The organism is Priestia sp. AB (genome assembly GCF_028369225.1).
Lineage (GTDB): Bacteria > Bacillota > Bacilli > Bacillales > Bacillaceae_H > Priestia > Priestia megaterium.
Window position 1 is genome coordinate 164841 of sequence record NZ_JAQMYN010000005.1, and the last position, 25952, is coordinate 190792.

The 25952-nt window shown below is 38.5% G+C and carries 22 protein-coding genes and 1 pseudogene; 15 read left to right on the forward strand and 8 right to left on the reverse strand.

Translation table 11 applies throughout. From position 1 onward, the window contains the following. Positions 1-13: 13 nt before the first annotated feature. From POF52_RS16945 to POF52_RS16970, 6 genes are read left to right on the forward strand one after another with little or no spacing between them, the layout of a single operon-like run. Positions 14-2635 (forward strand): putative amidoligase domain-containing protein, encoded by a 2622-nt coding sequence (locus tag POF52_RS16945; RefSeq protein ID WP_271993559.1) that lies wholly within the window; start codon positions 14-16, stop codon positions 2633-2635. After that, positions 2632-4041 (forward strand): Mur ligase family protein, encoded by a 1410-nt coding sequence (locus POF52_RS16950; RefSeq protein ID WP_271993561.1) that lies wholly within the window; start codon positions 2632-2634, stop codon positions 4039-4041. The genes POF52_RS16945 and POF52_RS16950 overlap by 4 nt, the downstream gene beginning before the upstream one ends. A gap of 13 nt (positions 4042-4054) precedes the next feature. After that, the gene (gene aepX / locus POF52_RS16955; RefSeq protein ID WP_271993563.1) at positions 4055-5572 is read left to right on the forward strand and encodes a phosphoenolpyruvate mutase; all 1518 of its coding nucleotides are present in this window, start codon (positions 4055-4057) and stop codon (positions 5570-5572) included. Then, positions 5565-6695, forward strand: coding sequence for a phosphonopyruvate decarboxylase (gene aepY, locus POF52_RS16960; RefSeq protein ID WP_176585077.1), 1131 nt, complete (start codon positions 5565-5567; stop codon positions 6693-6695). The genes aepX and aepY overlap by 8 nt, the downstream gene beginning before the upstream one ends. Next, positions 6688-8529 carry a 2-aminoethylphosphonate aminotransferase gene (locus POF52_RS16965; RefSeq protein WP_271993565.1) on the forward strand — a complete coding sequence of 614 codons (1842 nt, stop codon included), beginning with the start codon at positions 6688-6690 and terminating at the stop codon, positions 8527-8529. Before aepY ends, POF52_RS16965 begins: the two co-directional genes overlap by 8 nt. Before the next feature lie 7 nt (positions 8530-8536). Then, positions 8537-8959 carry an NUDIX hydrolase gene (locus POF52_RS16970; RefSeq protein WP_013081823.1) on the forward strand — a complete coding sequence of 141 codons (423 nt, stop codon included), beginning with the start codon at positions 8537-8539 and terminating at the stop codon, positions 8957-8959. 111 nt (positions 8960-9070) lie between these two features. Here the strand turns inward: POF52_RS16970 and budA are convergent, their stop codons facing one another. From budA to POF52_RS17000, 6 genes are all read right to left on the reverse strand, one after another. Then, the gene (gene budA, locus POF52_RS16975) at positions 9071-9784 is read right to left on the reverse strand and encodes an acetolactate decarboxylase (protein WP_074893920.1); all 714 of its coding nucleotides are present in this window, start codon (positions 9782-9784) and stop codon (positions 9071-9073) included. 16 nt (positions 9785-9800) lie between these two features. Continuing rightward, positions 9801-11480 (reverse strand): acetolactate synthase AlsS, encoded by a 1680-nt coding sequence (alsS, locus tag POF52_RS16980; protein ID WP_442956645.1) that lies wholly within the window; start codon positions 11478-11480, stop codon positions 9801-9803. Positions 11481-11706: 226 nt separating this feature from the next. Next, positions 11707-11871 (reverse strand): aspartyl-phosphate phosphatase Spo0E family protein, encoded by a 165-nt coding sequence (locus tag POF52_RS16985; protein WP_014461503.1) that lies wholly within the window; start codon positions 11869-11871, stop codon positions 11707-11709. A gap of 870 nt (positions 11872-12741) precedes the next feature. Next, a complete protein-coding gene (locus POF52_RS16990) occupies positions 12742-12939 on the reverse strand; it encodes a YwbE family protein (protein ID WP_013055498.1) in 198 nt (65 codons plus the stop codon). After that, on the reverse strand, positions 12939-13118 hold the full coding sequence (locus POF52_RS16995) for a hypothetical protein (RefSeq protein ID WP_013055499.1): 180 nt from the start codon (positions 13116-13118) through the stop codon (positions 12939-12941). The genes POF52_RS16990 and POF52_RS16995 overlap by 1 nt, the downstream gene beginning before the upstream one ends. A gap of 83 nt (positions 13119-13201) precedes the next feature. Then, a complete protein-coding gene (locus POF52_RS17000) occupies positions 13202-13570 on the reverse strand; it encodes a winged helix-turn-helix transcriptional regulator (protein WP_013055500.1) in 369 nt (122 codons plus the stop codon). Between the two features lie 329 nt (positions 13571-13899). On the opposite strand from POF52_RS17000, the gene POF52_RS17005 reads away from it, so the two are divergent. The 8 genes and pseudogenes from POF52_RS17005 (at position 13900) to POF52_RS17040 (ending at position 22435) form a co-directional block, all read left to right on the forward strand. After that, a complete protein-coding gene (locus POF52_RS17005) occupies positions 13900-15099 on the forward strand; it encodes an MFS transporter (protein WP_014461498.1) in 1200 nt (399 codons plus the stop codon). Between the two features lie 57 nt (positions 15100-15156). After that, positions 15157-16113: pseudogene (locus POF52_RS17010) on the forward strand (LLM class oxidoreductase). Between the two features lie 224 nt (positions 16114-16337). Beyond that, positions 16338-17264, forward strand: coding sequence for a malonate decarboxylase subunit epsilon (gene mdcH, locus POF52_RS17015; protein ID WP_176585070.1), 927 nt, complete (start codon positions 16338-16340; stop codon positions 17262-17264). 37 nt (positions 17265-17301) lie between these two features. Next, positions 17302-18954, forward strand: a complete 1653-nt coding sequence (mdcA, locus tag POF52_RS17020; protein WP_271993574.1) for a malonate decarboxylase subunit alpha — start codon at positions 17302-17304, stop codon at positions 18952-18954. A 5-nt stretch (positions 18955-18959) separates the two neighbouring features. Further along, positions 18960-19826, forward strand: a complete 867-nt coding sequence (locus POF52_RS17025) for a triphosphoribosyl-dephospho-CoA synthase (protein WP_013081830.1) — start codon at positions 18960-18962, stop codon at positions 19824-19826. Positions 19827-19849: 23 nt separating this feature from the next. Then, positions 19850-20152, forward strand: a complete 303-nt coding sequence (locus POF52_RS17030) for a malonate decarboxylase subunit delta (protein ID WP_013055506.1) — start codon at positions 19850-19852, stop codon at positions 20150-20152. After that, positions 20139-21839: a biotin-independent malonate decarboxylase subunit beta gene (gene mdcD, locus POF52_RS17035; RefSeq protein WP_271993577.1), complete on the forward strand. Its 1701-nt coding sequence runs from the start codon at positions 20139-20141 to the stop codon at positions 21837-21839. Before POF52_RS17030 ends, mdcD begins: the two co-directional genes overlap by 14 nt. Then, the gene (locus POF52_RS17040; RefSeq protein ID WP_013081833.1) at positions 21827-22435 is read left to right on the forward strand and encodes a malonate decarboxylase holo-ACP synthase; all 609 of its coding nucleotides are present in this window, start codon (positions 21827-21829) and stop codon (positions 22433-22435) included. Before mdcD ends, POF52_RS17040 begins: the two co-directional genes overlap by 13 nt. A 39-nt stretch (positions 22436-22474) precedes the next feature. On the opposite strand, the gene POF52_RS17045 is transcribed toward POF52_RS17040, so the two are convergent. Next, positions 22475-23413, reverse strand: a complete 939-nt coding sequence (locus tag POF52_RS17045; protein ID WP_176585064.1) for a response regulator — start codon at positions 23411-23413, stop codon at positions 22475-22477. A gap of 4 nt (positions 23414-23417) precedes the next feature. Then, positions 23418-24668, reverse strand: a complete 1251-nt coding sequence (locus POF52_RS17050; protein WP_013081835.1) for an ATP-binding protein — start codon at positions 24666-24668, stop codon at positions 23418-23420. A 266-nt stretch (positions 24669-24934) separates the two neighbouring features. On the opposite strand from POF52_RS17050, the gene POF52_RS17055 reads away from it, so the two are divergent. Next, the gene (locus POF52_RS17055) at positions 24935-25924 is read left to right on the forward strand and encodes a glutaminase (RefSeq protein ID WP_013081836.1); all 990 of its coding nucleotides are present in this window, start codon (positions 24935-24937) and stop codon (positions 25922-25924) included. Positions 25925-25952 lie beyond the last annotated feature (28 nt).

Here is a 25952-nt window from a genome sequence, read left to right on the forward strand (position 1 = left end):
AGGAGGCTTTAAAATGGATCCAATGAGAGAAGAGTTAGGGATATTATCTGATAAAGAAATGACGTTGCAAACTCTTAATCTGAATAATATACCGTCTGTTGAATTAGTTGACCCCAAAACCTGTTCATATCCAGTGATAGGGAGGAAGTATGGTCACCATAGCGGAAGAGATATTGTCATCGTAAATACAAAGGATCAAGCAATATATGAAGGATATGATTATTTTACGAAAATGTATGCAATAGACAGAGAATATTTCCTAGAAGTGGAAGGGCTGAACGTAAAATCAGTACAAGTAGTTACTAGTGAACACGTTGTATTTAATGAAATACCCATTCGAACAAAAGCCTTCGGCTGGAAATTAGAACAGATAAACAGCATGGATGTACCGGAAATGTTGGTAAGCATAGCCATTCGAGCGCTTTATGTAACGGGAGCTAAAAGTGGCTTTGTCAAAATGGGGGTATTAGAAAATGGAGAGTGTATCGTCACAGATATTAACTCATCAGAAAGTGAATGGATAGAAAATCCATTAAAGCCTAGTGTTCCTTTTAGCATGGGTGCTGACGTTGAGTTTATGTTAAGTTGTGATGGAGAGCTTCTACCAGCTTCTACTTTTTTTTCTGTTGAAGGTCCGATAGGCTGTGATGAAAGACAAATAGAGCAAGATAGCGGTGAGTATGCATTAGTAGAAGTTAGGCCTGAAAAAGCGAATTCATCAACAGAACTATTTGAGAATATTCAAAAATTAATAGAAAAAGCATCTGCACAGGTACCATATGAAAATATTCATTTTCAGGCAGGCAGCATGCCGTTTTCAGGGTATCAATGTGGAGGACATATTCATTTTGGCATTCCGCTTTCTTTATCCTTATTAAGAGCTCTTGACCACTACCTTGCTATTCCCGTAGCGCTGATAGAAGAATCTAAGACCGCTAAACTCAGACGGAAAACGAACCATGGAGGTCTTGGACGCTATCGTGAGAAACCGTATGGATTTGAGTATTTAACTTTAAGCTCTTGGATTATCGACCCTAGAATTACTCTCTCCACTTTAGCTCTTGCTCAGCTAGTTGCTACCCATCATCATGAATTAAAAAGCGAATTTTTATTTCATCCACTTACGCAGCGTGCCTACTATCAAGGGAATAAAATCTTTCTTAAACGAATGTGGAAAGATATCAAAGCCAATCTTATGAAAACATCCAGCTATCCACACTATCAAAATGAACTATCTTTTCTATTTGAAATGATAGAAAAAGAAATTCCTTGTGATGAATCAAAGGATATTCGTAGGAATTGGAATGTAAAGATTTCTAAAGAAATCTATGACCGCGGACATATTATTCAAATCCCCAAAAAGCTGCGTTTAAAATACGGCCTCAAAGAGGGGCAGTCTACGATTGTTAGTGCAGGAAAGGCAATATCAACTGCAACTGTTCATTCTTATCCTTTTTCATTTCGCCATCCAAATATGGTTCAACTCTCTAAATCTCTCCGTGATAAACTATCTCTCCCGAAAGATTGGTGCCCCAAGCTATCAGCTTCAGAAGGCATCATAACTTTAGGTCCTATCATTGGCATTCTTGCTAACCGTCCTTTTGAAAGACAAACAACCTATTTTCATCATCTATGTCGCTTAGCAACTGAAAAGCGAATGCTTGTATATGTGTTTGAACCCGAAGATATTGATTGGGAGAAAAAATTGGTTAAAGGAACAACCATTAACGGTGAAGGGCTTTTTCCTTTTCCTGCTGTTATTTATGACCGTTATTTCATAGATGGTAGAAAGAATATTTTAATAGATGAAGTAAGGGCAAAACTCCAGGCGATTTATAAAATTCCTTTTGTTAATTCTTCAAATTTGTTTCAGCTTACGGGAGATAAGTGGGCAACATATGAACTTCTTATGAAAGAATATGAAGAATTTCTTCCAGAGTCACGTCTCGTACAAAATTCTGCTGACATTGCAGAAATGCTTGATAGCTACGGAGAAGTTTATTTAAAACCGCTTGGCGGAGCCTTAAGTAAAGGAGTCATGCGTATCGTTCGCCGACCAACAGGCATCTTTTGGTTTGATCTTAATAAAAAAGAGCTGCATCAATTCAGTAATATGGAAGAATTATTTACTTTGCTCTCTCCTTTGATGAAAAACAATCCTTATCTTGTTCAAGAAGGAATTCGCAGAAAACAGCATAAAGATAAAAATTTAGAAATACGGGTTTATATGCAAAAAAATGAAAAGCAAATTTGGCTTCGAACGGGTATGGTTGCGCGTCTCACCGGTGAAGATGTGCTAACGGAAGATTCTGAAACGAATATGCGCCTCAGTAAAATATTAAACAGTTTATATCCTGATCCAACAGACAGAAGACTCATTATAAACCAATTAGCTAAAATATCTAAAAATATTGTTGCAACAGTAGAGGAGAAAGTAGGTCCTTTTGGGGAGCTGGCGGTAGATTTATGTATAGATCAGTACGGTTCCATAAAGTTACTTGAAATAAATGCAAAACCAGATAGTCTATTCTCACAAATTAGAGCCTACAAGCTGCGTACTTTGGCGGGGATTCGTCTGCTTAATTATGCGTCTTCACTGGCTGGTTACGAAGAAGAAAAGGAGGATTTAACATGAAGCACTTCACATTAAATGAAATCCTTAAACAAACGGGGGGAGACCTTTGTTATGGATCAGGAAATCCTGTTATTAAACATGCTATAAACTACGCTAAAAAGGATATAGAGGATCATACACTCATCTTTCATTTAGATAGAGAACCGATTAGAGGGAAGTATTGGAAAGAAAATCATTCAATTGTCGTTATAACAGATCACCCTGAGCTGTGCACGAACTTAGAGGGAAATATTATTCTTGTTAAAACAGCTCAATTAGAAGAGGCTTATTGGAAATTTATCGAATACTACCGAGGGCTTTTTGATCTTCCTGTTATTGGTGTTACAGGAACTTGTGGAAAAACGACCACAAAAGAGATGATCCGACAAATATTAATTGAAGATTATAAAGTGAAAGCTACGTGGATGAGTATGAATTCTATGTCTGTAAATCTACGTTATTTAACAGGTATTGATGATACGACAGAAGCAGCTGTTTTTGAAATGCCTGTCGCTTATCCGGGCTATTTAAAAGTTGCGTGTCGCTACTTTCAGCCACAAATACGAATTCTATTAAATATAGGCGTGCACCATCTCGCTGATTGTGAAACACCTGAAGAATATATGAAAGCAAAAGCCGAAATTGTAGAAGGCTTAGATCCAAACAGCGGCATTTTGATTTTAAACGCAGATGATGAAAATATTAAGAGAGTGCTTGATGTTAGTCATCTTCAAAATGTTGTATATATAGGTAAAAATGATAGTTCACAATTTCAAGCAAAAGATATTAAATATGCTAATGGAGGAATGGCTTTTACTTTAAAGTACCAAAACAAAGAATACGATGCTTTTATCCCTGGATATGGTGAACATAATGTGTATAATGCACTGGCTGCCATTGCTGCAGTATTTTATGCGGGCGTTGATATTTCCGTTGCGATACAAAGACTTAGCTTGTTTGAACAAGTAGAAGAACATTTGGAATTTAAAAGAGGAATGAATGAATGTACGGTAATTAATGATACATGGAACTCTTCACCTTTATCGATGGCTACAGCTCTCGGAGTTCTTAGTGATATGTCAAAAGAGAAACAATCTATTGCTTTATTAGGTTACATGCCTCAGCTAGGAGAAGGACCTTATGCAATTAAACAATATGAAGATATGGGAAAAAAAGCAGCGGAATCAAAGATTGATATTTTAGTGGTAGTAGGAGAAGAAGCAAAAGCTATTGGGACAGGAGCTTTAAAATGTGGAATGGACCCTAATAAAGTCTATTTTTGTAAGACTGGTGATGAAGTATACAATGTGCTAGCGCCATATTTAAATGAAGATACAATAATTTTATTAAAAGTAACGCACCGTGTTATGACAAAACCTACTTTTAAGGAATTAAGAAATAAACTTATTCCAGACAACGAAGAGTAAAAGGAGGATAGACATGAAGAAGACTAAACAGCTAAGAGAGTTGATAGAAAGTAAACAGCTAGAGTTTATTATGGAGGCTCACAGTGCGCTATCTGCAAAGATTGTAGAAGAAGCAGGGTTCAAAGGGATATGGGCCAGCGGCCTGTCATTATCTGCAGCACTGGGTGTAAGAGATAATAACGAGGCTTCATGGACACAGGTATTAGACATCTTAGAGTTTATGAGTGACGCAACGTCCATTCCAATTCTTCTTGATGGTGATACAGGCTATGGGAACTTTAATAATGCAAGAAGATTAGTTAAGAAATTGGAGCAGCGAGACATTCCAGGCGTATGTATTGAAGATAAATTGTTTCCAAAAACAAACTCATTTATTAAAGGTGAAGCACAGCCGCTTGCAGATATTAATGAATTTTGCGGCAAAATCAAAGCAATGAAAGATAGCCAAAATGACGAAGATTTTGTAGTGGTATCGCGTGTAGAAGCTTTTATTGCAGGGTGGGGGCTGAAGGAAGCTTTAAAACGTGCAGAAGCTTATCGCCAAGCGGGAACCGACGCCGTTTTGATTCATAGTAAAAGGTCAGATATGACAGAGATTGAAGCTTTTATGAAAGAGTGGGGAAACAGGCTTCCGGTTATTATTGTTCCAACCAAATATTATTCAGTTCCAACTGATAAATTTAGTGATTTAGGAATTAGGTTGAGCATTTGGGCCAACCATAACTTAAGATCTTCCATTACAGCTATGCAAAAAACGTCCGCTCAGATTTATTACGATAAAAGTTTGATTAACGTAGAAAAAAATGTCTCTCCGCTTGAGGAAGTTTTCCGTCTTCAAAAAGCTGAAGAGCTCGACATCGCAGAGAAACTTTATTTAAGCTCTGCCAATCATAGCACGAACGCTATGATTCTGGTAAAAGAATCAGCAAATGAAGCTTTGATAACTGAGCAGATAAATCAGTTAAAAAAAGTCGGCGTGACAAATAGTATAAAAGTAGGTTCCAACAAAGCTATGGAAGATAAGGCGTTTCCTAATAAAGGAGAATTATATCATCTCTATGCTGCAAGAGATAAGTTAGGAACGGCTACTTTAATAAGCGATAGTAACATCGTATATAAAACACATGTTTTTGAGGAGTTAATTCATCAAAGTGGCGATATCACTATCGTAGCAGGAGCTGATTATGAGTTAAAAGGGAATCAAACATCTTATGTAACTGCTAAACTTCCCTATTCCAAGCAGCTGTATTCCAAAACAGTAGACTTGATTCAAATGTCGTGCAATCCAAACTCTAACAACATTCACGGTGAATTCATTGGTCTTTGGAAAGTTTCCGCAAAAGGCACTGAGGTTGTAAAAAAAGCTTTGGAAGAATTGGCACAAAGAAAAGATTTTGCTCAGCTCACGTTTTCTGATTTCTTTAATTATGTTAATCTAATTCACCCGGTTGCTGTTAAATATACAATGGGGTCATGGATAGATACCGAAACGTATACAAAGATTCAAAAAGATGGTGGGAAAAATGATTAGTACGTCCGTATTTGGAACTCAATTAAAAAAACTAGGTTTTCAATTTTATAGCGGGGTTCCTTGTTCCTATCTTAAACATCTTATTAACTACGCTATCAACGAATGTGAATATGTTGCAGCAGCAAACGAAGGAGAAGCGGTAGCGATTGCTGCTGGCGCATCAATTGCTGGCAACAAAGCGGTTGTTTTAATGCAGAACTCCGGATTAGCAAATGCTGTTTCCCCTTTAACCTCTCTTATTCATCCGTTTAAAATTCCTGTCCTTGGATTTGTCAGTTTTCGCGGAGAACCTGGATGTCCAGATGAACCGCAGCATGAATTAATGGGAGAAATTACTCCTGCCCTGCTAAATACGATGAAAATAAAATGGGAATATTTGTCTTTTGATTTTACGGAAGTTAAAAAACAATTACAGCGGGCTAATCAAGCTGTTGAAAATAATGAAAGCTACTTCTTTATTGTAAAAAAAGGAACGTTTGAGCCAGTTAAGCTTTTAGAAAAATCAATGAAAAACATTACTCCTAAAATGAGAAGTGAACAGATAACAACCGACGAGTTACCTTCAAGGTATGAGGCATTACAAGTAGTTAATTCATTAAAAGACAACGATACTATTCAATTGGCCGCTACAGGAAAAACAGGAAGAGAGCTTTACGAAATAGAAGACGCAAGAAATAATTTTTATATGGTTGGATCTATGGGGTGCGTTAGTTCCATTGGTTTAGGCTTAGCTTTGAGCAGAAATGAAAAGAACATCATTACAATTGATGGAGACGGAGCGTTGCTTATGCGCATGGGAAATCTAGCAACCAACGGATACTACTGTCCAGCAAATTTATTACACATTCTTTTAGACAATCAAACCCATGATTCTACAGGGGGACAACATACGGTCTCTCATAACATTAATTTTGTAGATATTGCTTCTTCCTGTGGGTATCAAAATTCTATTCATGTTCATAACTTACATGAGTTAGAGACGTACATCAAACAGTGGAAAAGTAATAAAAAATTAACGTTTTTATATCTTAAAATAGCGAAAGGATCTAAAAAGAACCTGGGGCGTCCTGAAATGAAGCCTTATGAAGTCAGAGAAAGACTGCAGGTGTTTTTAGATGATTAAAACAGCTGTTATTCTAGCTGCAGGGATGGGGAGCAGGATTCGTAAAAGAGCTGGAAACCGCCCTAAAGGTTTTTTGATGATTGATGAAAAATCGATTATTGAACATTCCATTTCGAAGTTAATAAAAGCAGGAGTCAAGACGATTTTTATTGGAACAGGATATATGAAAGAAGAATATGAAAAGCTAATGGTTAGATATCCTCAAATAAAATGTGTTTATAATTCTAGATACGAAACAACGGGAAGCCTGTTTACGCTGTATCAATTTAAAAATTATATTAAAGAAGATTTTTTACTATTGGAATCAGATGTAATTTATGAAAAGAATGCGTTGGAAACATTAGTAAACCATTCAAGATCAGATGTCATACTAGCAAGTAAATTGAACGGTGCTGGCGATGAAGTTTATATTGAAGCTGATGAAAATAATAACCTTAAGAATATGTCAAAACAAAAAGAAGAGTTGAATAGTATCTATGCAGAACTAGTTGGTTTAACTAAACTCTCTTATGCTACATTTCAGAGACTTTGTGATGAAGCAAATACGCTGTTCCAGTTTAATCAAACGATCGATTATGAATATGGCCTCGTTAAAATTTCCGAAAAAGCAAATGTATATGTTCATAAACTAGATAATTTGGCATGGTGTGAAGTGGATGATGAAGATCACTGGGCAAGAGCAACTGCTATTGTTTATCCGATTATTAAAGCTCGAGAAGGTATTACGCATACAGTTAAGAGAAATATACTCCTAAACCCCGGACCAGCAACTACAACAGATACCGTCAAATATGCTCAAATAGTGGAAGACATTTGCCCGAGAGAAAAAGAATTTGGAGAGACGATGGAATTTATCTCTGCTGAACTAACAAAATTTGTGGGGAATCCAGAAAAGTATACTACGGTATTATTCGGCGGATCTGGAACGGCGGCAGTGGAATCGATTTTAAGTTCCGTAATTGATAACGGTACGGTTGTTATTATCAATAATGGTCCATACGGTGAAAGAATGTGTAAAATCGCTGAAATTTATGGACTGAATTATTTAGAATATAAAAGCTCCGCCGAGCAGGCTATTGATATGAACAACTTAGAAATTTTTATAAAAAAGATTTCAACGAACGTTTCTTATCTGGCGCTTGTTCACTGTGAAACTTCCACGGGGCTTCTTAATGATATTGAAAAAATTGGGGAATTTTGTGCAGTGAAAAATATCGAAATGATTGTGGATGCAATGAGTTCGTATGCAGCTGTTCCAATTGACATGCAAAAAATGAATATAAGCTATCTGGCCGCAAGTGCAAATAAGAACCTTCAAGGAATGGCAGGCGTGTCGTTTGTTATAGCAAATAAAGACCGGTTAGAAAAAACGGAGCAAATAAAGCCTCGTAACCTTTATCTTCATTTATATGATCAGTATCGATATTTCCAAATGAATAAACAATTGCGTTTTACTCCTCCTGTTCAGACTATGTACGCCTTAAAGCAGGCAATTATAGAAACTCAGTGGGAAGGAATTGAGAAACGATATGAACGCTACTCAAAATCATGGACTACTTTAACGGATGGAATTACTCAGCTTGGGTTAACCTATTTGGTTCCTGAAACACATCATTCTAAAATTATTACCTCTATCCTCGAGCCTTCCGATAAAAAGTATAATTTTGATATTATGCATGATTTTTTTTATAAACAAGGATTCACCATTTATCCTGGTAAAATTGATAAATTAGAAACGTTTCGAATAGCAAATATTGGTGATATCACATATAGAGATATAGAAAGGTTTCTTCATCTTCTTGAACAATATCTTAACGGTCTAAAAGGAGAGTGAGAAAAAGTTGAATCAAAAATTAGCTGTAGCAGTTATGGTGGTAAATCAAGATCATCACGTGCTTCTAGTCAAGAACCATAGACGGGGATGGGAATTTCCAGGCGGTTTTGTTGAAGCAGGTGAATCAATAAAAGATGCGGGGATACGAGAAGTTAAAGAAGAATCTGGAATTGTTATTGAAGTGACCAACTTTCTAGGAGTAGAACAAGATGTTAAACGATCTACTACTGTTATTTTATTAAAGGGAAAAGCGATTAGCGGGGAAATTTCTGTCTCCAATGAAACGCAGGATGTGGGATATTTTACGTTAGAAGAAGCAAAAAATATAATTAAATTAGATAACTTTAAGGATCGAATGGCTAGATGTCTAAAAGAGACTGAAATACCATTTTTCTATGTTTTAAAAGACACAGGCTCTTTTTACGTATAGGCGGAAGGTTTCTGTGTTGTGCTAGAAATGAAGCCTGAACGCGATTAAATAAAAAATGCTCATCGTCATGCATGACGATGAGCGTTTTTTTATCAGTAAAAGTATCGTTGTTTATTCAGTCGTCGCAATTTCTTCTTCTACATCATGGTCTTCTAAATTAGCATTTAAAAATTCACTTGTTTCCGATAAATTGAGATTTAATTTCGTTTTTTTGCAGATTTGAATTGTAACATCCTGAACAGAGACATCTAAAACATGTCCCCCTTCTTTTTTATATTCATCAATAAAGTGCAGGTGGTAGCCGGGAACACCGATGCCTGAAGAATATTCTGGCGTATAAAAACCTGCTAGTGTTCCATTTACATCTGAAGATGTAAATGTAGGCTGATCAGCAGCCGCATCTACCATAGAAGGATAGGGCTTCTCTTGCTTTGCAACCGTGCGCGTTTTTACTTCTTTAAACTTCCCGTCAATGCGAACTGCATAGAATAAATTCGGGCTAGGAATAAGCTCGTTCATTAAGGTTTCTAGTTGTTCACGATTCATTTCCTTTTCTACACGATAAGAGATATCTTCATAAAAGGTTGTCATAATGGCAAAAGGTGTTTTTGCATCTTCGCCAATAGGCGCGGCTTTCCCATCAGCAATATGATAAAATTCTCCGTCAAAGGCAATCATTTCACCGTCCAATTGATTAAACGTACCGATGCCGAAATCACCTTTCTTAGCTAAATCCTTGTATGTGACAACACCGTCAAATACTCCGTCTAATAAAGCGATCATGGTGGAAGTTTGGTGAATCGTTAATTTTTCTTTATTGCTCATTCTTTACTCAGTCCTTTCAGTTAATTTGATCTGGCAGTAGCTGTGTATTTAATTTTTCATTATCTTTATAATCTACAGGAACATCGATGATAACTGGGCCTTGTTCACGAAAAGCGCTTGCTAGAGTGTCCGAAAATTCTTCTGGTGAGTTAACTCTAAATCCTTTGGCACCAAAACTTTCAGCAAGCGTAACAAAGTCTACACTGCCAAACTCTACTGCAGATTTTCGACCATATTTAATCTGCTGTTGAAAGCCAACCATATCGTAGGTTTGATCGTTCCATATAATGTGAACAATTGGTAAGTTTAATCGAACGGCTGTCTCGAGCTCCATAGCTGAAAATAAAAAACCGCCGTCTCCAGACATAGACAGAACTTTTTTATGGGGGCGAACGAGTGCAGCTGAAATAGCCCAAGGCAAAGCAACACCTAGTGTCTGCATACCGTTGCTGAATAGTAAATGCTGAGGTTCATAGGAACGAAAATAACGAGCCATCCATATGTAATGCGAACCAACGTCACATGTGATGGTAGTATCATCTTCAATAAAGTTCTGCAGAGCTTCAATTAATTGTAGGGGATGAAGGTGAGTGTCATTAGAAAACTCGTACTGATCGTCAGGTTGTTCAAGTTTACTTTTTAGCGTTTTTAAAAAAGAAGCACTTTCTTTTGAACGTATTAAATGTGGGAGTTTATCCGCTAATATGTCAATTGTGCTTGGAATATCCCCTACTAACTCAATTTCCGGCTGATAATGGTGGTCAGCTTGTGCTTGTAAATCATCTAAATGAATAATGCTTCTTTGACTTTCTGAGTTCCAAAGAGAAGGAGGGTATTCAACTGGGTCATATCCGATTGTTAAGACGACGTCAGCATGCTTCAATAAGACGTCTCCAGGCTGATTGCGAAAAAGACCTACTCGCCCAAAAAAGTGGGTTTCAAGCTCTCTTGAAACAGCTCCCGCACCTTGGAACGTTTCCACCACAGGAAGGTCATGTTCTGCTATAAGTTGACGGATTGATTCCACTGCTTTAGATTTACTTGCTCTCATACCTAAAAGCAAGACAGGTAGTTTTGCTGTGCGAATAGTGTGTATAGCTTGGGCAACAGCGTCTAAATTGGCAGTCCCAATCGTAGGAGCTTTTAAAACGGATAGAGTGGAAGCTGATGTTTCGCTATCCATTACATCCTGCGGCAAGCTGACAAAAGATGCTCCTGAAGGAGAAGAAACAGCTTCGCGAAAGGCGTCTGTTATCACTTCTGGAACGTTTGCAGCGTCTTCTACCTCAACGCTGAATTTGGCGATAGATTTAAATAGTCCTTCATTATCCATTGATTGATGCGTCTTTTTTAATCGATCTGCTCTTGGAACGGCTCCTGCTAGGGCTACTACTGGGTCACCTTCAGAAGTAGCAGTCACAAGGCCAGTGGCTAAGTTAGCGGCACCTGGACCTGATGTGACAAGGCAAACGCCCGGCGTACCTGTCAGTCTTCCCATAGCAGCTGCCATAAACGCAGCATTTTGTTCATGGCGGCAAACAATTACTTCTGGTCCTTTTTCTTTCAAAATATCAAATACGCCATCAATTTTGGCTCCTGGAATGCCAAAAATATAAGGCACATTCTGACTTGCCAAACTTTCTACTAGTAAGTCAGCGCCTTTTTTTGTTTCGGCAGTATCAGCATTACTCATCATGCATTCTCTCCTTTATGTTTCTTAGATAGGTTTTAAGGCCTACTGATTGAATACCCAATTTGTATGACAACTAACCTAAGGAAAGGAGAAGGTTTTAATTTTCTAAATAAAAAACTTCCCTATTAATTAGGGAAGCAGAGATGTACCTATTGCGAATAAAACATATCTGTTTTATTTGTAGGTTTATGGTACTTGAGGGATAGCAAGTGAAAGTCCAACGCGGCTCTTATTTGGTATGGTTAAAAAGCTTTTGGTAACTAACAATTTTTTGATCTAGCTTTTGACTTAATTTTAAAATCTCACCGTGAGAATAGCTGCTTGTTTTTTTAGCTAATTGGTAAATATCTGATTGTAAGGCTCGAATTTCTTTTTCTAACTGAGGCTGCTTCATTGAAATCCTCTCCAAGTCAGAATACTTCTATCTTCTATGTTTTATCTTTTATCTAATAGTATGAAATTCCTTCATATTTGTAAAATGTTTTTTGTTTTGAAAAATATGACATAGGTGAAGAGTTGCTAACAAGCTTTGTCGAACACTTTTTTTACCTGTTTTCAATAAGTATGATATACTGAGGCTAGGAAAAATGACAATCTGGAGCGCACGTTCAGTTATTCTTAACAAGCGAATGAATTCTTAGCTTTGACAAGTGTAACTTGTAAGGTGAAGAAATTCATCACATAATCTTATTAGATCTGAACCTTGTTAGCCTGGATGAGGATTTGTCGAAAACGATTCACTAGAAAAAACCTTCGAGACCGCCAACTCGGAGGTTTTTTTATTTTTGTGTATGGGAAGTAAAAAAAAGACATAGACTAATAAAGAAAAAGGTCCCGCACCCATAATCGGCCGTAGTTGATTACACCTTGTCCATTTCTGCAAGGAAGCTGTCTTTTTACTATAGGGAAGTGCCGCCAAACACGATTCCCTAAAGACAATCAGCACACGAGCCTTATGGATGAAGAACCTTTTAGACGATACTTATCGGTGATTACTTATTTTACTACTGGAAAAATAGCAAAATAAGAGCGACTATGGCTCCTAAAAGCTCTACGTAAGCCGTTAGGAGCTGAACATTCTCAGCATCTAGGAAAAATGACTTGAGGATTCGTCTCAGACTATCCACCACCTTTTTCTTCCTTGCGTGAATTCCCAAAGGAAAGAAAGGGGACGACAGTGCTTCTTTATTTTAACAAAAGTAGGAAATGATAAGTAGATTTATTTGAAGTGTAAATTAAAAAAGCATGTAGAATACATGCTTTTTTAATTTGGGTAAATTTCTTTTATGCGTCCGACTTGTCCATCTGTTAAACGGACTTTGATGCCGTGTGGGTGAAAGCTTGAATTGGTCAGAATGTCTTTGACCGTTCCGTGTGTAAGTTTTCCAGAACGCTGATCTGCTTTTAAAACAATGTCGACTTCAATTCCAGGAGCTACGTCTTTTCTATTTTGTCCGTTCATTATACACCTGTTCTCTTTCGCTGATTATTCGTTTTTTTTGTTTGTTGACTCGTCAGCTTTTTGGTTGCTTGATTGGTGCTGCTATTTTGAGCTTTACTTGAAGATTGATTTTTCTTATTAGCAAGCTGCTGTTTGATAGCATCTTGAAGACTAATTTTCTTTTTAAGTTGTTCTGTCATATGGGTTCCTCCTGAATATATACATCATCTGAAAAAACAAAGAAAGTAAGGGAATGAAAAAGCTGACTATCTAGTCAGCTTTTTTAATTAGAAACAGTGACTTCTTCTACAGGCTGCATAAGTACAGCTTCTTTATCAGGATACGTTTTTTCAATATGATGTTCTCCCCAAGAGCATAATGAATCAAGAATGCTTTTTAAAGACCATCCGTAATCTGTTAAAGAGTATTCTACTCGAGGCGGCATTTCATTGTACATTTTTCTAACAATGATGCCGTCTGCTTCAAGTTCTCGAAGCTGCTGCGTTAATACTTTTTGCGTAACGCGCGGCATAATTCTTTTTAATTCTCCAGGGCGCTTTGTCCCTTTAATTAAGTGGCAAAGAATAACGACTTTCCACTTGCCTCCAATGACTTCTAGTGCCGCTTCCACTGGAATATTATATTTTTTCACGTTAACAACTCTCCTTGTTCTAGAGATAACGGTCAAATGCATGTTTTCGCATTTTTTCTGATGTTTATCATATCACTATAGAGCAAAATTTTCTAGGTGTAAGCATTTTTTTAGAATACCCAATAGTTCATGACTTTAGTATTTACGCTTATTGTAACCTCCAGGTGCCTATATCACTTGAAAGTGCGTACTTTTTCTTTGGTTTTACATCGCTCATAATAACAATTGTTGATGGCGAGTTAGCGAATATATGAAAGGTACCTAAGCTAATTAGCCGTAAGAGAAGCTATTATGAAGAAGTTATCATAACGAACAGGAGGCGTTAAGAAGTGAACACACTTTCACAAACACAACAAAGTAAAAAAAGCGGTGCTTTGCCGCTATTAGCGCTAGCTATTAGCGCCTTTGGAATCGGGACTACAGAGTTTGTTCCAGTAGGTTTATTATCATCGCTTGCAGATGATTTAAATATTTCCATTACACTAGCAGGGTTATTAATTTCAGGATACGCAATGGGAGTTGCATTTGGAGCTCCCGTATTAACAGCTTTAACAAGTAAAATGAGCAGAAAATCACTGTTGATGCTATTGATGGTTATTTTTATCGTAGGAAACTCAGTAGCAGCTTTATCAACAAGCTTTGGGCTGCTGCTTATAGCACGAATTATTACTGCATTTTCACACGGGATTTTCTTTTCTATCGGTGCGACTATCGCTGCTGATTTAGTGCCAGAAGATAAGCGAGCAAGTGCCATTGCTTTAATGTTTACAGGTTTAACAGTTGCAACTGTTACAGGTGTTCCGCTTGGTACATTTATCGGACAAGCTTTCGGCTGGAGAGCAACATTTTGGGGAGTAGCGTTACTTGGGGTTATTGCCATTATTGCAAGTGCTCTTTTAGTGCCTAAAAACTTAAAGGAAGCGCCGCCGGCAAAGTTTAGTGATCAATTGAAAATTTTGAAAAACGGGCCGCTTTTACTATCGTTTGCTATTACTGCCTTAGGATATGGCGGAACGTTTGTAGCTTATACGTATTTAGCACCTATTCTTGAAAAACTAACAGGATACGCACCAAGCGCGGTCAGTATCTTACTGCTGGTATACGGTGTAGCAGTAGCCATCGGAAATACGATCGGAGGAAAAGCTGCGAATAAAAACCCGTTAAAAGCATTATTTTGGATGTTTTTAATTCAAGCAGTTATCTTAGTTATTTTATCGTTTACTGCATCGTTTAAAGTAGCGGGAACAATTACGATTTTTGCCATGGGCTTATTGGCATTTATGAACGTACCTGGACTTCAAGTGCTGGTCGTGAACTTAGCTGAAAAGTATGTTCCTTCAGCAGTGAACGTAGCCTCTGCGCTTAATATTGCGGCATTTAACGTTGGAATTGCTATTGGTTCTTTTGTAGGCGGCCTGATTGTTGATTCGATTGGTCTTGTTCATACTCCTTGGATTGGAGGAGTTATGGTTTTAGGGGCGGTCTTATTAACAGCATGGAGCCGCTCAATAGAAGCAAAAGCAAAATAAAACAAGAGATCATCGCAAAAGGCGATGATCTCTTAGCTATAAAGGGAGAGGAAGCAAATGACTACATTTCAACATCATAAGGCGTATCGTCGTATGTACAAGGAGAATGAGTTAACGTTAGGTTTGCATATGCCGCTTGAAAATTATCAATATGCCACGCCTACGATGGAGAAACAAGTAGAGCTCACGCAGCTTGCAGAATAATATGGATTTACAAGCTTATGGTTCCGCGATGTCCTTCTTCAAGATCCATCATTTGGCGATCCAGCCACGGGTCAAATTTATGATATGCTTATTTATTTGACGTATCTGGCCAGTCAAACAAAAGAAATTGCTCTTAGTACATCTGCTATTGTGCTGCCTTTGCGCCATCCGCTTCGCGTAGCCAAAGAAATGGCAACCATTGATCAGCTTTTTCCTGAGCGTTTGATTATGGGCGTATCTTCTGGAGACCGTCAAGCAGATTTTCGAGGGTTAGGTATTCCTCATGAAGAAAGAGGAAAGCGATTTTCAGAGGCTTTTCATTATTTAGAAGAAGCGTTAAATAAAGAATTTCCATCTATCGAGTCTGCTTTGGGATCCATTCAAGGAGCAAATGTCGTTCCTAAGCCAACGAAACGTATTCCAACGATGATCACGGGATACAGTCAGCAAAATATGGAGTGGTTTGCACAGTATGGGGACGGCTGGATGTATTATCCTCGTCATCCCCATTTTCAAGCAGAAGCTATTACACAATGGAGGAAACTGGTTGATATCTATCATCCAGGCGTTTTTAAACCTTTTACACAACCTATGCATCTAGATTTGGCAGAAGATCCAAATGAAATGCCAACGCCAATTCGTTTAGGATTTCGAGCAGGTCGTAATACATTAATTGAACTTCTTTCTATTTATAAAGAAATAGGAGTTAATCATCTCTTTTTTGCTCTTTTTGATAGCAAGCGTCCGGCTGAAGAAGTTATACATGAGCTTGGCGAAGAAGTGCTTCCGCATTTTCCGGCTCATCTGTAGCTAAAAGTACTTTAGTTGAAGATCCGAACGGGTTAGATTCTTAATGGAGAATCTAACCCGTTCGGATTTTTCCATTGATTTTGTTATGTCTCAATCTCTTTTTATATAGATTTCAAGTTATAAGATATATAAGAAATATGTATTAGAGTTATTGATCCTATGTTCTTTATAATAAAATTATCCATTATCTCCTTGGATGATATAAAGTCGAAAGGAGAAACACGATGAGTGTTGCATTTCTATTTCCAGGCCAAGGTGCACAATATGCTGGTATGCTTCATGATATAAAAAATAAATGGGGATTAGCGACTACGTTTGAAGAAGCAAGTGAGGTTTTAAATCAAGACGTATTATCTTTAGATTCGTCAGAAAAATTAAAATATAATAAAAATGTTCAAATATGTCTTTTTATTGCAGGAGTGGCTGCGGCTAGGTCGTTTAAAAACAAAGGATACTCGCCAGACGTGGTAGGAGGGCATTCTATAGGGGCGTTTGGAGCAGCAGTTGCATCTGAAGTGTTATCTTTTAAAGAAGCTCTTCTTCTTGTGAAAAAAAGAGGGAAACTGATGGAAAATGCTTATCCTGATGGTTATGGTATGGGGGTTGTGATGGGACTGCGTGAACATCAGCTTCTCTCTATTGTAAATGAACTATCAACTGATGCAGCTCCTGTGTACGTAGCGAATCTAAATTCTCCTGATCAAATAACGATTTCTGGCACCTTAAAAGCAATTGAGAAAGTTCTTGAAAAAGCATCTAAAAAAGGGGCTAGAAAAACTAAAATGCTTCATGTAACGGTGCCTTCTCACTGTCCTCTTATGGAAGGAGTTTCGAGTGAATTACGAAAAACCATAACGGAAGTGCAAGGAAAGGACCCGTCCGTTCCTTTTATAGGTAATTGTAAAGCTCGGAAATTATGGAAAGCTGCTGATATTAAGGAAGATTTGGCAGCGAGTGTTGCCCTGCCCGTCCGTTGGCATGATACGACGGAAGTTATGTATGAAATGGGCACAAGATTATATATTGAAATGGCTCCAGGAAGAGTGCTAGCGGATTTGGCTGCTAAGAGCTTCCCTGAAGCAAGGGCTATTTCGGCAGCCGAATCTACGATGAAAACTTTGATGATTTTAATGGAAAAAGAAAAAATGTAAGCGTATTAATTTAGAAGTATCAGAAAGGAGCTAGAACATGAGTGGCATAAAAAAAACTTCAAAATCATGGACAAATCGCCGAGATCAAAAAGCAGCGCGCCTTGCGAAAATAGACCATCTTCTTAAAGGGAAGTTATTGGGTAATGAACACATTATTGAAGCGTTAGAATTGCTTATATCACCCGGAGATAAAGTAGTGCTTGAAGGAGACAATCAAAAGCAAGCATCTTTTTTATCAAAGGCGCTGAATGAAGTAAGCGCTGATAAAATACACGGCCTTCATATGATTATGTCTAGTATTTCACGTCCGGAACATCTCGACATATTTGAAAAAGGAATTGCTGAAAAAATTGATTTTTCGTACGCCGGTGCTCAAAGCCTTCGCGTGTCTCAAATGATTGAAGATGAGACGTTGAAAATGGGAGAAATTCATACATATCTAGAGCTTTACGGACGCCTTTTCATTGATTTAATTCCGAACATTGCCTTAGTGGCTGCTGACAAAGCGGATGTACAAGGTAATTTATATACAGGAGCAAATACGGAAGAAACACCAACCATTATCGAAGCAACCGCGTTTAAGGATGGAATTGTTATTGTGCAGGTAAATGAACTTGTTGAAGAACTTCCGCGAGTTGATATTCCGGCTTCTTGGGTTGATTGTATCGTCGTGGCGGATCAGCCTTATCAATTGGAAGCTTTATTTACGCGAGATCCTCGTCATATTACAGAACTCCAAATTTTAATGGCTATGATGACAATTCGAGGTATCTATGAGCGCCACAGCGTACAATCATTAAATCATGGCATTGGTTTTAATACCGCTGCAATTGAGCTTTTGCTGCCTACCTATGGAGAAAAGTTAGGACTGAAAGGTAAAATATGCAAGCACTGGGCTCTGAATCCTCACCCCACGTTAATTCCGGCTATTGAAAGCGGATGGATTGAGAGCGTGCACTGCTTTGGCGGAGAAGTAGGAATGGAACAATACACAGCAGCGCGTCCAGATGTGTTTTTTACAGGACGCGACGGCAGCCTGCGCTCAAACCGTGCGATGTGTCAAGTGGCAGGTCAATATGCGGTAGATGCTTTTGTAGGATCAACTTTGCAAATAGATGGAGAAGGAAATTCTTCTACCGTCACATCTGGACGTTTGTCAGGGTTTGGCGGAGCTCCTAATATGGGGCATGACCCTAGAGGCCGCCGACATTCTACGCCTGCTTGGTTGGATATGATAAACGATCAGCACGAACTAGCGAGAGGCAGAAAATTAGTTGTTCAAATGGTTGAAACCTTTCAATCAGGAAATGAGCCTGTTTTTGTGGAGTCTTTGGATGCGATAAAGGTAGCGAAACAAGCAGGCGTAGCTACTGCTCCTGTCATGATTTACGGGGATGATGTGACGCATGTTGTGACGGAAGAAGGAATTGCTTATTTATATAAAGCACAAAGCTTGGACGAAAGAAAAGCAGCGCTTGAAGCAGTAGCAGGGGTAACACCTATAGGCCTTCGATATAACCAAAATAAAGTGGAAAAGATGCGCAGAGATGGCCTAGTGGCTTTTCCCGAAGATTTACAGATTCGCCGTACAGAAGCAAAACGTTCATTATTGGCAGCAAGAAGTGTCGAAGATTTAGTAGAATGGTCGGATGGCTTGTATGATCCGCCTGCTAAATTTAGGAGCTGGTAAGAAATATGCGTATTCAAAGTATTCAAGAAGAGCCAAGACCAGCTGTGTTTTACTCATGTCTAATAGCTAAAATGGCAGTTACCGCTCTGGTTGATGAAGCGGTGCTTACACCTAAGCCTGGGCTTGTAGATGCAGCAACAACTGGATCTCATCAAGATATGAATATTGAGACGCTGTTAACTTCTGCTTATGCTTTACAACCGACCTTTTTACAGATTGCATTATACAGTCAAGGAAAGCAGCCAAGTCAGATGCTAAGGGAAGAAATTGCTCGAATTGGACGCGAGGGCGAACAAATTATGTACGGGGCTACGGATGGTGTTAATACACACAAAGGAGCCATTTGGGCATTAGGCCTACTTGCGTCTGCAACAGCGGTTTGCGGCATTCAAGCATCACCTGCATCCATCACAGAAGCTGCAGGAAAAATTGCTCGTTATGCAGATCGTTTTTGTCCTCTGCATTCATCTAATGGACTTCGTGTGAAAAAACAGTATGGCGCAAAAGGAGCGGCTGGAGAGGCGAAGCAAGGATTTCCTCACGTAATTCATATAGGCTTGCCTGCTTTACATAAAGCTCGTAAGCTAGGCATACATGAAACATCAGCAAGGATTGATACTTTAGTAACACTAATCGCCAACCTTGATGATACGTGTATTTTGCATCGTGCTGGTCCGGTTGTGTTAAAGGAGGTTAAAATGGCGGCATCCAATGTGTTAGAAGCTGGAGGGGTATCTACATCAATGGGAAAACAGCGGCTAAAAGCGTTAGATCATATACTTCTATCATCTAACGCTTCTCCAGGCGGAAGTGCAGATTTGCTGGCTGCTGTATTATTTTTAGATCGAATATCTCTTTTTAAAGAATCGTAAACGTCTGCAGGGAGGAGTGGCTAATGGAAACGTTAGTGTTTAAATACAAAGCCGATCGAAAGTTAACTCAGCGCGCACATGTAGGCGTTGTTGGTTCAGGGGATTTAGAAATTTTAATGGTTCCTTCTGATGAAGAACATGCTCACGTATCAGTACGAACAGGAAGTGAAGGATTTAGTGAAACCTGGAAAGCCGTATTAGACCGGTTCTTTAGTGTTCATACCATTCAAGCGAAAATTGTAATTAATGATTTCGGTGCTACGCCTGGTGTAGTCGCCTTGCGTCTTGCACAAGCTTTGGAGGTGAGTGAAAATGGGAGTGAATAATCAAAGCTTTATTGAGTTAAATGGAAGAGAACGAGCGCAGGCCATCTTAGATCAAGGAACATTCTGTGAGCTGCTTGGCCCTTTTGACGGAATCGAATCGCCTCATTTACCTAAGCAAAATATTGTTCCTCAAAGCGATGATGGTGTCATTATAGCAGGTGGGATGATAGCAGGAGAGCCAGCCGTTGTCATTTCAATAGAAGGAGGGTTTCAAGGGGGAGGCATTGGTGAAGTATCGGGAGCTAAAATTGCAGGAGCTTTAGAACTAGCCCTTAATAATCACAAAAAAGGTGTTCCTGTTAGACCTGTTTTTCTATTCGATACAGGAGGGGTAAGGCTCCAAGAAGCGAATTATGGACTTTTGTCGATATCTGAAATTGGCTCAGCTGTGGTTGCTTTGCGTGAGCATACACCTGTTGTTGGAGTTATTTCAGGAAATGTAGGCTGCTTTGGAGGAATGTCCATCACTGCTTCACTCTTTAGTTATCTCATTATGACAAAAGAAGCAAGGTTTGGCCTTAACGGCCCTGAAGTGATCGAACAAGAAGCAGGGGTTGAAGAGTTTGATGCAAGAGACCGAAGCTTAATCTGGAAAATGATTGGCGGTATGCAACGCTATGAAACCGGGTTTGCAGATACCTTAGCACAGGATGATGTCACTGCTATTCAACGAGCGGTTCAAGAGACGTTTCAGAAGAAAGGAAAAGTAACTAGTAAAACAGAACAAGTAGATTTTTACAGACATTTGCTTAGTAAGGTTGATCCTTCAGAAAAACTGGCTCCTGATCAGTTTCAAGAATTGTATAACACAACAAAAAATGAACCTATCCCTTCAACAGTCTCTTACTCGCTGAATGAAGTTCCAGGTAACATGCCCAACAGCCGCGGTCGCGTGTGGATCAACGCCTTAATAAATGATGAAGAAGCAGATTTTGAAATTCCTTCCGTTCTTTATAAAGACGCATTGCTAGGAAGAGAAAAGGTCCGATATATATCGGTTGTACCTAATCCTTATAATCGTTTCTTACGTGCACGAAAAGGGGAAGTAGGACTAGATGAAGGATGGGCAATTGCCAAGCACGTTCGTGAAATAATAAAAGAAGATCGAAATCAATCTCCTCGGCCTATAATCGCCATTGTGGACGTACTGAGTCAAGCGTATGGCTATCATGAAGAACTTCTAGGTATTCACTATGCTTGCGGTGCTGCGGCTGATGCTTATGCAGCAGCGCGCTTAGCAGGTCATCCGGTTATTACGTTAATTGTCGGAAAAGCAATTTCAGGAGCATTTCTAGCTCATGGGTACCAATCAAATCGAATTGTGGCTTTAAAAGACGAAGGAGTGAATGTTCACGCCATGTCCAAACAGTCGGCAGCGCGCATTACTAAAAGAAGTATAAAAGAACTTGAAGAAGCTTCAAAGAAAGTCCCTTCCATGGCTTATGATATTGAATCATTTGCCTCACTTGGCGCTTTATATGAGCTGGTTAGCGGTATTCAAGCAGAGCAGCCCACAGAGCGTGACGTTCAAACGATTCAAGATATTTTGACTGGAGCAGTAGAAGATGTACGCCGTGAAGGTGTGTACGATTTAAGCACCCGGCTATACAGTGAGCAAGCAAGGAAGGAAGGGCGAAAAGCTTCTTTATTAGTAAGAGATGAGTTGGAAAAACAATGGAATATATAGCTCATGATTTGCTTCAGTTAAAAGAGGAAGCAAAGCTTATCAGTTATACACCTATCCCTGATTGGGTGGAGCATTCTTTAGGGAAGGCTCCGTTTGTCGTTGTAAGGCGGGCTGTTCAACGAGATAGCCTGATACCTGTTGGAGTAAGAGGAGAAAGAAGGAATCAGCGTTTTGGAGCATTTGTATCTGAGCAGGCCGTTAAACAAAGAATTAGGCCGGAAGATCTCGTTTCTATTTTTCAAAACGGCCACTTTAGAAACATGCCAGCCACAGGTGCTTTAAAAGAAGTTGCTATTATTTTAAAAGATTTTGCGTGGGGACCAACCGGCAGTGTGGGATTCGAATTTGCAAGTGGTGCCGAAGTTGTTACAACAACTAGTGATTTGGATATACTTATTCGCCTTTCTTCTTATTTGTCGGTGGAACAAGCGCAACTGATAGTTAATCAGTTAAAAGAGTGTCCAGTTTCTGTAGATGTACAGGTAGAAACAGAAAAAGGAGCATTTTCTCTGGTGGAATATGCAAGGGGAGAAAAGACGCTGCTTCTGCGTACTGTATATGGACCTTCCTTAGTAAAACTGAATCAATTAGTATAAAAGACGGAAGAGGTATTTGCACCTTTTCCGTCTTTTCTGTCAATACCAGCTTTTTTCCTTGCTTAACAAGCGCTTTGCTTCAAAAAAGAATATTTGAATAAATTTTTTGGTGTTAATGCGAATCGGCAAAATTTTAGAATCTCCCTGTAATTCTTTCATTTTTTTACGAACAGCTGTAAAGTCAAAAAACTTAGAAGCATAATTTTCAAATTTCAGATTTGAAAAGTCTGTTAATCCGATAGAAGCAAAGTGATTTAGTGAGTGAGTAACTGCTCGTCTTATTCGCTGTTCACAAGCTTTGGTTTCGCGATTAATTTCAATGGAAGACGCGTGAGCTCCTAATTTTTTCTCAGCCACATTCACAAAAATATTTTTTAGAGAAGGGAAATGTTTTTCCACACTTTCTCTTTGGTCATAAGTGTACAGAAACTGTAAAATATCCAGTAAATCTTTTGCACCATTTTCTCCTACAATACCTAACTCGGCTAATAAGAATTTACCTACATCGTATAGATGGGCTTGTTTCGTTACCGGCTGGCTTGAAGGGGGGGCGTGATGAGCTGTCGCTAAACTATTCAAGGAGGTTTTAATATCATCGATTGATTTCTCAAGGGAGATTCGTTCCGTTACTTTTCGAATAACCGTTAAAATTTCAATTCGGTTAATTGGTTTTGTAATATAGTATTCAATTCCTAATGAGTAGGCTTCTCCTATCAATTCTTTGGATTCCACCTGTGAAATCATAATCATTTTTCCTTTAAATGAATCTTTTAAATGACGGATCGTTTCGATTCCGTCCCGCCCTGGCATAAGTAAATCGATAAATAAAATATCAATTTGTTTTAAATTTAACGTAGAGGCATCTAAAAAGCTTCCGTCGACGACTTCTTCTACAACTTCTCCTAAATCCTCATCTTCAATCAGCTGACTGAGCGTTGAACGAATAGCTGAATCGTCATCTGTAATACAAAATCGCATAAACTCATCCTTTCTGAATTAGATTACGAAGGGGGATTTGAATGATAAACGTCATTCCGCTGTCTTCTTGTGTAGCTTTAATCGTACCTTCAAGTTCTTGAACAATATCTTTTACATAAGAAAGACCAATGCCAGTAGAGGGGTTTCCAAATTGATCGTATTTTGAGGTGAAACCAGGTTCAAAGATAGCTTTTTCGTACTTTAAAGGTACTCCAGGACCGTTGTCTTGTACATGAAATTCTACATGTTCAGCTTGTCTATGTACCGATAAAACAATCCTTCCTTCATCTTTGATCGCTTCCACTGCGTTGGCTACCAAGTTATTAATGATCGATAAAATGGTGTAAACGTGGTAGCTGAAATGTTCCCCGTTTACAGAAGAAAAAAAGGTAATTTGTTTGTGAAGAGAATCGGCATATTTTTTGTTGATGCGTACGATCAGCTCGATTAATTCCTCTGCTTTCATATAATTTTGGAAACTTTCATTTGAAATTGTTTTAGATAAGCCCGCAAAAATACGCTGGTTGTCTTTTTTTACTTCGTGAATATCTCCCGCAATCCGAAGCGCTTTTTTACTGAGCGTTTGGTTTAGCACAGAATGATCTTTTTCCTGCTGATTTAATACGCGGTATAAATCGTACGAAGCTTTTGTAATCGCTTCTGTATTATGAAGGGTCTTTTTTAAATGAACGGTTTCTTCATAAAGGCTTGTAATGAGCATTAGCATGTGCTCATTTTGTTTGCGAATTTGACGTTCTCGTGACTGTGATTCATAAATCGTCATCATATTAAAAAAGCTAAGTACAATGAAGCTGTGAGCAAAAGCAATAACGGCCATGTCAGATAATGAATCGACATGGATTGTTGTGTGCAAAACTATATACTGCGCAGTTAGTTCCACTACATCAGCAGCAATTTCAATGATGAGTCCAATCACTCCAATTACAATAGCACTATAGTTCATGCGGCTTACTTTAAAAACAAAAAATAAAAGTGCATACGTAAAGTAGAAGAAAAATGTAGGGTAATGCGTATGTGCAGAAGCCGCAAATTGAAAATGATCGAGCATGACATAATCGAGCATGATGCGAAAGAGAACGACACTTAAAGCGGTTAACAAGCCCCCGGCTAAAACGGTTTTTCGTTTTAAAAGCAACAGGAAAAAGAAAAATGTAGGAGCTCCAAATGTAATTCGAAATGTTTCATTTAACGGATAAAATTTTAACTCTCCCGCCAGCGGGACAGTAATGAGCATGAGCAATAAAATGTACGGATCTTTTCGAATGAAAGATTTAAAATTCAGATAATTTCACCTCCTGAAGTGATTCGTGAATTAGTATACATTGTGACAGCGTCCAGCACAATGGAGAAGAGTGCCAAAGATAAAAATATAATTACAAAAAGTTTTGTAGGTTTTTGTATGCTCTCGTAGGTTGCATTGTACATTAAAAATGAAAATGAAATCCCGCTTTATGAAAGCGCTTTAAAATAAAAAGTTAATTAAGTGATGAGGTGATTTTAATGAAAAGAGAAATTGAACAGGAAATGTCTTACTTACACGTCACTGCAAAAGAGCAGTTACATGAGTGGGTAGAGCAAATAAAAGAATTTTCTTCAGAAGGAAAAACGGCTGATTACATTCCAGCTCTGAAAGATATGGACTCGTCTCAATTAGGTATTTGTTTGATTGGTGCTGACGGAACTGTTATCCAGTCTGGAGATTATGAATCGGTATTTACTCTTCAAAGTATTTCTAAAGTCATTAGCTTTATAGCAGCTTGCTTATGCTGCGGCATTCCTTATGTGCTAGAGAGAGTGGATGTAGAGCCAACTGGAGATGCATTTAATTCTATTATAAGACTGGAAATGCATAAACCAGGAAAGCCGTTCAATCCTATGATTAACGCCGGTGCTTTAACGGTTTCATCTCTTTTATCTGGGGAGACGGCAAAAGAAAAATTAAGCTATTTGTTTGATGTGATAACAATGCTTACCGGGAAAACACCACTTATTAATGAAACGGTCTTTGAATCAGAATGGCAAACGTCTCATCGAAATCGTGCGCTTGCCTACTATTTAAAAGAAACGAATTACTTACAAGGAGAAGTAGAAGAGGTTCTAGAGGTTTACTTAAAGCAGTGCTCGATTGAAGTAACGACTGAAGATATTGCACTGATTGGATTAATTCTGTCATTAGACGGATATCATCCAGTATTTCACAAACAAGTAATTCCAAAAGAAGTAGCTAAATTAACAAAAGCGCTCATGCTTACATGCGGTATGTATAATGCTTCAGGAAAGTTTGCGGCATTTGTTGGTATGCCAGCTAAAAGCGGTGTATCGGGAGGAATCATGTCATTGGTGCCACCTAATACGAAAAAGCAGTCTCCATTTCCAGACGGATGCGGTATCGGAATATACAGTCCAGCTATTGATGAGTACGGGAATAGCGTAAAAGGCGTTACGCTGCTAAAAAAAATCGCAAAAGAATGGGATTTAAGTATTTTTTAGTCTATTTACGTACTCTTCATTCGCTTCA

Coding starts and splice junctions, on each gene's coding strand:
- POF52_RS16945 (WP_271993559.1), top strand. CDS start 14: ATGGATCCAATGAGAGAAGAGTTAGGGATATTATCTGATAAAGAAATG.
- POF52_RS16950 (WP_271993561.1), top strand. CDS start 2,632: ATGAAGCACTTCACATTAAATGAAATCCTTAAACAAACGGGGGGAGAC.
- aepX (WP_271993563.1), top strand. CDS start 4,055: ATGAAGAAGACTAAACAGCTAAGAGAGTTGATAGAAAGTAAACAGCTA.
- aepY (WP_176585077.1), top strand. CDS start 5,565: ATGATTAGTACGTCCGTATTTGGAACTCAATTAAAAAAACTAGGTTTT.
- POF52_RS16965 (WP_271993565.1), top strand. CDS start 6,688: ATGATTAAAACAGCTGTTATTCTAGCTGCAGGGATGGGGAGCAGGATT.
- budA (WP_074893920.1), bottom strand. CDS start 9,784: ATGAGCAATAAAGAAAAATTAACGATTCACCAAACTTCCACCATGATC.
- alsS (WP_442956645.1), bottom strand. CDS start 11,480: ATGATGAGTAATGCTGATACTGCCGAAACAAAAAAAGGCGCTGACTTA.
- POF52_RS16985 (WP_014461503.1), bottom strand. CDS start 11,871: ATGAAGCAGCCTCAGTTAGAAAAAGAAATTCGAGCCTTACAATCAGAT.
- POF52_RS16990 (WP_013055498.1), bottom strand. CDS start 12,939: ATGAACGGACAAAATAGAAAAGACGTAGCTCCTGGAATTGAAGTCGAC.
- POF52_RS16995 (WP_013055499.1), bottom strand. CDS start 13,118: ATGACAGAACAACTTAAAAAGAAAATTAGTCTTCAAGATGCTATCAAA.
- mdcH (WP_176585070.1), top strand. CDS start 16,338: ATGAGTGTTGCATTTCTATTTCCAGGCCAAGGTGCACAATATGCTGGT.
- mdcA (WP_271993574.1), top strand. CDS start 17,302: ATGAGTGGCATAAAAAAAACTTCAAAATCATGGACAAATCGCCGAGAT.
- POF52_RS17025 (WP_013081830.1), top strand. CDS start 18,960: ATGCGTATTCAAAGTATTCAAGAAGAGCCAAGACCAGCTGTGTTTTAC.
- POF52_RS17030 (WP_013055506.1), top strand. CDS start 19,850: ATGGAAACGTTAGTGTTTAAATACAAAGCCGATCGAAAGTTAACTCAG.
- mdcD (WP_271993577.1), top strand. CDS start 20,139: ATGGGAGTGAATAATCAAAGCTTTATTGAGTTAAATGGAAGAGAACGA.
- POF52_RS17040 (WP_013081833.1), top strand. CDS start 21,827: ATGGAATATATAGCTCATGATTTGCTTCAGTTAAAAGAGGAAGCAAAG.
- POF52_RS17045 (WP_176585064.1), bottom strand. CDS start 23,413: ATGCGATTTTGTATTACAGATGACGATTCAGCTATTCGTTCAACGCTC.
- POF52_RS17050 (WP_013081835.1), bottom strand. CDS start 24,668: ATGCTCATTACTGTCCCGCTGGCGGGAGAGTTAAAATTTTATCCGTTA.
- POF52_RS17055 (WP_013081836.1), top strand. CDS start 24,935: ATGAAAAGAGAAATTGAACAGGAAATGTCTTACTTACACGTCACTGCA.